The organism is Streptomyces sp. SBT349 (assembly GCF_001083795.1).
In the GTDB taxonomy this organism is placed as follows: Bacteria; Actinomycetota; Actinomycetes; order Streptomycetales; family Streptomycetaceae; genus Streptomyces.
On the sequence record NZ_LAVK01000327.1, the window covers coordinates 1 to 8,345 of the forward strand.

Genomic DNA, 8,345 nt, shown 5'->3' on the forward strand with positions numbered 1-8,345 from the left:
CACCCGCCCCCGTTACTCCATCCTTCCGCTGAGCGCCCGCGACGCGTCCGGACTGCCCGTCCTCGCCGAACGGTTCCGCCGCGAGCTCGCCCCCGACCCCCGCACCGGGCGCGCCACGGACCTCACCGACCTCGGCCACACGCTCGCCCACCGGCGCCAGCACCACGACGCCAGGCTGTCCGTCGTCTACAGCTCGCCCGAGGACCTGGACGAGGCGCTCGCCGCGCACCTGCGCGGCGAGGAGCACCCGCGGGTACTCCTCGGCGGGCGCAAGGGCGCCGAACAGCCGCGGCTGGCCTGGGTGTTCACCGGGATGGGGCCCCAGTGGTGGGGCATGGGCCGCACGCTGTACGCCTCGCAGCCCGTCTACCGCGAGGCCGTCCTGCGCTGCGACCGCGAGATCGCCGCGCTCACCGGCTGGTCCCTCGTGAAGGAGATGGACGCCGACGAGGCCGACTCCCGCATGGCCGACACCTGGCTGGCCCAGCCCGCCAACTTCGCCGTGCAGATCGGTCTCGCCGCGCTGTGGCGCGCCCATGGCGTCCGCCCCGACGCCATCGTCGGCCACAGCACGGGGGAGATCGCCGCGTTCCACGAGGCCGGGATCTACAGCCTGCGCGACGCGGCCCGGATCGTCGTCCACCGCAGCCGCCTCCAGCAGCGGCTGGCCGGCACCGGGCGGATGCTCGCCGTGGGCCTGTCCGAGGAGGAGGCGGCGCGGCGCCTGAAGCCCTACGGCGAACGGGTCTCCGTCGCCGCGGTCAACGGCCCGGCCTCGCTGACCCTGGCCGGGGACGGGGCGGCGCTCGCCGAACTGGCCGGGGGCCTGCGCGCCGAGCGGCTGTTCGCCACCTTCCTCGCCACCGATGTCCCCTACCACAGCGCCGCCATGGACGCGATCAGGGACGAACTGCTCGACGCCCTGGCCGGCATCGCCCCGCGCCCCGCCGGGGTCCCGCTGTACCTGACGGCCCGCGAGGGCCTGGCCCAGGGACCCGAACTCGGCGCCGCGTACTGGTGGGACAACGTCAGGGACCCGGTCCGTTTCCGTTCCGCGGTCGAGCGCATGGCCGACGACGGGCACCGGATCTTCCTGGAGATCGGCCCGCACCCGGTGCTGGCCCACTCGATCCGCGAGTGCCTCGCGGACGGGCCGGGCGACCCGGCGGGCGAGGACGTGGTGACCCTGCCCTCGATGCGCAGGGGCGGGGACGAGGAGGTCCGCTTCACCACCTCGCTCGCCGCGCTGCACACCCTCGGGCGCGCCATCGACTGGAGCGTGCCGCACCCCCGAGGCAGGGTCGTGCCCCTGCCCCGCTACCCGTGGCGGCGCGACCGGTACTGGACCGAGCCGGAGCCCGTCGCGCAGATCAGGCTCGGCCTGGTCGACCACCCCCTCCTCGGCCGCCGGCTGGCCACGGCCGAACCCGCGTGGGAGGCGCTGCTCGACACCGAGACCGCCCCCTACCTCGCCGACCACCGCATCCAGGGGCAGGTCCTGTTCCCCGCCGCGGGCTATCTGGAGATGGCCGCCCAGGCGGTGCGGGCCATGACCGGCGGCACGCACGCGGCGCTCGGCGACATCGAGCTGCGGAAGGCGCTGTTCCTCCCCGAAGGAGCGGCGCGCGCCGTGCAGTTGTCGTTCTCCTCGGAGCACGCCACCTTCACCGTCGCCACCGGCGCGGGCGCGGGCGCGGGCGTTGGCACGGGCACCGGCGCGGGCGCGGGGGACGCCGGGGAGCCCGCCGTGCACGCGCGCGGCACCGTGCGCGCCGGGGCGCGCCCGCCCGGTGGCGCGCCCGCGCTGGACGCCGACGCCGTCAGGAAGCGGGCCACGCGCCACCACGACGCCGCCGCCTGCTACGCGGGACTCGGCACGCACGGCTACGCGTACGGTCCCGCGTTCCAGGGCATCGCGGAGCTGTGGACCGGCCCCGGCGAGGCGCTGGCCCGGATCCGCCCGCCGCAGAGCATCGGCGACGCGGCGGCGCGCCACCACGTCCACCCCGTTCTGCTGGACGCCTGCTTCCAGACCCTGCTGGCGGCCGGCATCCTCGCCGAACGGGCCGAGGACGGCGGCCGGAGCGCGCCGGTCACCGGGCTCCTGCTGCCGCTGTCCATCGCCGAGGTGCGCACCGCCCCGGTCGGCCACCAGCCCCTGTGGGCGCACGCGACCGTCACCCGCCGGGGGGACGGCGAACTCGTCGGCGACATCGCGCTGTTCGGCGAGGACGGCGTTCCGCTGGGCCACGTCGGCGGGTTCAGGGCGGCCGATGTGGCGGGCGCCCCAGCCGAGGCGGGACCGGCCACCATCGACGGCTGGCTCGCCGAACCGGCCTGGGTCCAGACGCCCCACGACGCCGCGACCGAGGCGGACCGGGCCGACGCGGCACCGGCCGCCGGGGACTGGCTGCTGTTCGCCGACGCGCCCGGCGGCGTCGCCGACGCGCTCGGCGACCTGGTGACGGCGCGCGGCGGCCACTGCCACCTCGTCCGCCCCGGGGACGCCTACGCGTTCGGGGCCGGGACCGGCGTCTCGACCGTGGTCCCCGGCGACGCCGCCCACGTGCGCCGCCTGCTCGCCGACCTCGCCGGACCGGCCGCCCCCGGACCGGCCACCCCCGAACCGGCCGCCGCCATGAACCCCGGCACCGTCGTGCACCTGTGGAACCTCGCCCTGCCGCCGCTGGACGCCACCGGGCGCCGGCACCTGGAGGAGCACGCCGCCACCGGCGCCTACTCCCTCGTCGCGCTGGCCCAGGCGCTCGCGGACGACCCCCGGCAGAGCGCCTCGCCCGCCGCCCTGCACCTCGTCACCCGCGGCGCGCAGGCCACGGCCCCCGGCGAGGGCGCCGAGCCGCTGCCCGCCCTCGCCTGGGGCGTGGGCCGCGTCCTGCGCCAGCAGGAACTGACGTCCCACCCCGGCACGTTGATCGACCTCACCCCCGCGCGCGACGGCGACGCCGCGCCGGGACCGCGCGCCGAGGCGGAGGCGCTGCTGCGCGAGTTCCTGCCCGCGCCCCCCGATCCGGGGCGGGAGCGGGAACGCGGGCCCGTCGAGGACGAGATCGCCCTGCGCCCCGGCCGCCGCCTCGCCGCGCGCCTCGTCCGCCCCGAGGGACTCACCCGGCCCCTGCCGCTGCGGCTGCGGCCCGACGGCGCCTACCTCGTCACCGGCGCCTTCGGTGCCCTGGGCCGCGTCCTGTGCCGCTTCCTCGTCCGGCGGGGCGCCCGCCATCTCGTCCTCGCCGGCCGCACCCCGCTGCCCGACCGCGAGACCTGGCGCGGCCTCGACCCCGCCTCCGCGGCGGGCGGCGCCGCGCGGTTCGTCAAGGAGCTGGAGGCGCTGGGCGCCCACCCGGTCCTCGCCGCCGTGGACGTCGCCGACGAACGGGCCCTGACCGCATGGCTCGACGCGTACCGGCGCCGGGACGCGCCGCCGCTGCGCGGGGTGTTCCACCTCGCCGGGCACGTGCGCGACACGCCGCTGCCCCGGATGGACCGGGGCGCGTTCGACGCCGTCCTCGCCCCCAAGGCCGCCGGCGCCTGGCTGCTCCACCACCACCTGCGCGACGAGCCGCTGGACCACTTCGTCCTCTTCGCCTCGGTCGCGTCCCTGCTCACCACCAGGGGGCAGACCAACTACGCGGCGGGGAACGCGTTCCTCGACGCGCTGGCCCACCACCGGCGCGCCCGCGGGCTGCCCGCGCTCAGCCTCGACTGGGGCCCCTGGGCGACCGGCATGATCGAGGAGCTCGGCCTGACCGAGCACTACCGCGTCAGCCGGGGCATGAGCTCGCTGACGCCGGGCGCGGGCATGGCCACCCTGGAACGGGTCATCGGCCAGGACCGCCCGCAGCTGCTGATCGCCACCATCGTCGACTGGAAGGTGTTCCTCGCCTGGTACCCCTCCCCTCCCGCGCTCGTCGGTGAGCTCGCCGCCGAGGCCACCGCCGACGACGGCCGCTCCGCCGAGGAGCACGGCGGCTTCCTCGACGCGTTCCGCACGGCCGACGGGGAACGGCGCGCCCAGCTGGCGGCCGAGCGCTTCACCGCGCTGGCCGGGGCGGTGCTCCGGGTGCCCGAGGAGCGGATCGCCTCGGCGAGCAGCCTGGGCGCGCTCGGCCTCGACTCGCTCCTGGCCATGGAGTTGCGCGCCCGCGTGCTCGCCGAGACGGGCGCCGCCCTGCCCGTGGTGGCGCTGCTCAGCGGCGCCCCGGCGCACGAGCTCGTCGCGCAGCTCCACGACGCCCTGACCGCCCTGGCGGAGGAGGCCGAGGAGGCCGAACGGGACGGGCCCGGCGAACGAGGCGAGGGCGCGGGCGCGTCGGGCGGCGCCGCCGCGGCCGTCGAGCTCCACGAGGACCCGGCCCGCCACCCCCTCACGCAGAACCAGAAGGCGCTGTGGTTCCTCAAGCAGCTCAACCCCGAGGGGTTCGCCTACAACATCGGCGGCGCCGTCGAGGTACGGGCGCCGCTGGATCCCGAGCTGATGTTCGCGGCCATGGGCACGCTCGTCGCCCGCCACCCGATGCTCCGCGCGAGCTTCGCGCTTCAGGACGGGCAGCCCGTCCAGCGTATCGGGGAGAGCGCCCTCCCCGACGTGGGCCTGTTCGACGTCCAGGACCTGGAGTGGGACGAGGTCCACGCGATGATCGTCACCGAGTACCGCAGGCCGTACGACCTGGAGCGCGATCCGCTGATCCGGCTCCGGCTCTTTCGACGCGCCCCCGACCGGTGGATCATCATGAAGGCCGTCCACCACATCATCTCGGACGCCGTCTCCACGTTCACCTTCATCGAGGAGCTTCTCGCCCTCTACGAGGGCCTGCGCTCGGGCCGTCCCGTGGAGCTGCCGCCGGTGCCCGCCCGCTACCTCGACTTCCTCAACCGGCAGAACCGGCTCCTCGCCTCGCCCGCCGCCGGGCGCATGCTCGCCTACTGGCGCGACAGCCTGCCCGCCGAGGTCCCGGCCCTCGACCTGCCCACCGACCGGCCGCGCCCCGCGGTGCAGACCCACAACGGCGCCTCCGAGTTCTTCGTGCTCGACGCCGAGCTCAGCGCCGGGATCCACGCCCTGGCCCGCAAGCATGATGTGACCGTGTTCATGGTGCTGCTCAGCGCCTACCACGTCCTGCTGCACCGCTACTCGGGTCAGCGCGACATCGTCGTCGGCAGCCCGGTGACCGGCCGGTCACAGGAGGAGTTCGCCTCCGTCTACGGCTACTTCGTCAACCCGCTGCCGCTGTACGCCGACCTGTCGGGCAGCCCCTCCGTCGCCGCGCTCCTGGCGCAGGTCCGCGCGCGGGTCCTCGGCGGGCTCGACCACCAGGAGTACCCGTTCGTGCTGCTGGTGCAGGAGCTCGGCCTGCGGCACGACCCGAGCCGGTCGGCGGTCTTCCAGGCGATGTTCATCCTGCTGGCCCACAGGGTCGCCACCGAGCAGTACGGATACCGCCTGGACTACATCGAACTCCCGGAGGAGGAAGGGCAGTTCGACCTGACGCTGTCGGCGTACGAGGACGAGGCGGAGCAGCGGTTCCACTGCGTCCTGAAGTACAACACCGACCTCTTCCTCCCCGCGACCGTGCGCCGGATGTGCGCGCACTACACCGCGCTGCTGGAGTCGTTCACCCGGGCCGGTCCCGAACAGCCCGCGGACCGGCTGGAGATGCTCGGCGCCGCGGAACGCGAGGCCATCCTGCGCGCGTCGCGGGGGCGCGCCGTCCCCCACGATCAGCCGGTGCACCGGCTGATCACCCGCGCGGCGGAACGCTCCCCCGACGCGGTCGCGCTGACCGTTCCCGCCGCTCCCGCCTCGGCCGGAGGGCCGGGCCGTTCCCTGACCTACCGGGAGCTGGAGCACCGCGCGCGGCTCCTGGCGCGCGAGGTGCGGGAGCGGGGCGTGGGCGCGGGCGGCGTGGTCGCCGTCTCGCTGCCCAAGTCGCCCGAGCTGATCGTCTCCCTCCTCGCCATCCTCAAGACCGGGGCCGCCTACCTGCCGCTGGATCCCGACCACCCGGTGGAGCGGCTGGCGTTCATGATCGGCCAGGCGGGCACCGGACTGGTCCTCACCGACGCGGCCGGGCGCGAACGCCTGGCGGCCCGGCGGCCCACCACGCTCGCGCCCGGCGCGGCCGACGCCCCGCCCGACGCCCCGCCCGACGCCCCGGTCGATGTCCTCGCCGTGGACGGCCTCCCGGCGTTCACCACCCCCGCGGCGGACCTCGGCGCGATGCCGCCGGACCCGGACGAGGACCCGGACCGGGCGCCCGCCGACCCCGACGCGCCCGCCTATGTCATCCACACCTCCGGATCGACGGGCCGCCCCAAGGCCGTGCGCGTAAGCCACCGTTCCCTGGCCGCCGTGCACGCCGCCTGGCGCGAGGAGTACGGGCTCGACGCGGCGCCCGGCACCCATCTCCAGATGGCGGGCGTCTCGTTCGACGTGTTCACCGGCGACCTGGTCCGCGCGCTCTGCTCGGGCGGGCGCCTCGTCCTGGTCGGCCGCGACCTGCTGTTCGACACGGCGGGCCTCCACGCGGCGATGACCGCCGAGGGCGTGGACTGCGCCGAGTTCGTGCCCGCCATCGCCCGCGCCCTGATGACCCACTGCGAGAACGGGGGCCACCGCCTGGACTTCATGCGCCTGCTGATCGTGGGCTCCGACACGTGGAAGGTCGGCGAGTACGAGCGGCTGCGCGCGCTGTGCGGCCCCGGCACCCGTGTCATCAACTCCTACGGCCTGACCGAGGCGGCGATCGACAGCGCCTGCTTCGAGGGGCGGGTGGACGGGCTCGACCCGCACCAGGCGGTGCCCATCGGGGCGCCGCTCCCCAACTGCTCGCTGCACATCCTCGACGAGCCCCGCGACCTCGTGCCGCCCGGCGTCGTCGGCGAACTCTGGGTCGGCGGCGCGGGCGTCGCCCTCGGCTACGCGGGCGACGCCGAGCAGACCGCCCGCCGCTTCGTGACCCTGACGCTGAGCCGCGAACCGGGCGCCGGACCCGAACGGCTCTACCGCACCGGCGACCTGGCCCGCCGCGACGCCCAGGGCCGGGTGCACCTCATCGGCCGCGCCGACTCCCAGGTCAAGCTGCACGGCCACCGTGTCGAGCCCGGCGAGATCGAGTCCCTGCTGACGGCCCTGCCCGGCGTCGACCAGGCCGCCGTCACCGTCCGGGACGACGCCCGCGGCGAGCCCGCGCTCCGCGCCTACTGGGTCCCGGCCCCCGGCGCCCGCCAGGACTCGCGCGCGCTCCGCCGCCACCTCGCCACCCGGCTCCCCACCTACCTCATCCCGGCCCACTTCACCGCGCTCGACGCCCTGCCCCTGACCCCGAACGGCAAGGTGGACCTCGCGGCGCTGCCCGAGCCGGGGCCGGAGGAGGCCGAGGAGGCGTACGAGCCGCCCGTCACGCTCTACGAACGGAGCATGGCCGCCCACTGGGAGGCGCTGCTCGGCTGCGAACGCCCCGGCCTGCGCGACGACTTCTTCGAGTCCGGCGGCAGCTCCATCGCGCTCATCGAGCTGATCCACCGCCTCCGGACCGAGTTCGGCGTCACCATCGCCGTGGGGCGGCTCTTCAAGGTCACCACCCTGCACGGCATGGCCAGGACGGTGGAGGACATCATCACCGGCCGCATCACCGGAGTCCAGTCATACCTGACGTTCAACCCGGGATACGGGCCCGCGCTGTTCTGCTTCCCCCCGGCGGGCGGGCACGGCCTGGTGTACCGGGGGTTCGCCGCCCATCTGCCGCGGTACGAGCTGATCGCGTTCAACCACCTGGACGGCGACAAGGTGGTCCGCTACGCCGACCTCGTGGAACGGCTGCGCCCCGAGGGGCCCTGCCCCGTTCTCGGCTACTCCCTCGGCGGCAACCTCGCGTTCGAGGTCGCCAAGGAGCTGGAACGGCGGGGCCGCGAGGTCCCCCATGTGGTGATCATGGACTCCTACCGGATCCTGGAGGCCGGCCTCCTCACCGACGAGCACGTCGAGGCGTTCGAGCACGAGCTGCGCGACCACCTGCGCCGCCACACCGGCTCCGACACCGTCACCGCCGAGACGCTCGCCCAGGCCAGGGAGTACCTCGACTTCTGCGCCCGCACCCCCAACCTGGGCGCCGTGGCCGCGGCCGTCACCGTGATCTCCGACGAGGCGAAGGCGGCCCTGTACGCGCCGGGGCGGCCCGGCAGCTGGGACGGCAGCTCCACCACCCGCGGCGAGGTGCTGCCCGGCTCCGGCACGCACGCCGAGATGCTCGACGAGAAACACGCCGAACGGAACGCCGCGCTCGTCCTCACCGCGCTCCGGCCCCCGCGGAACGCGCCACCCCTCCCCC

General features: G+C 75.7%; 1 protein-coding gene. It reads left to right on the plus strand.

Annotated features, from left to right (window positions below; all coding sequences use genetic code 11):
• A partial coding sequence (locus ADY01_RS28830; protein ID WP_049579349.1) for a non-ribosomal peptide synthetase occupies nucleotides 1-8,345 on the plus strand: 8,345 nt, incomplete at both ends.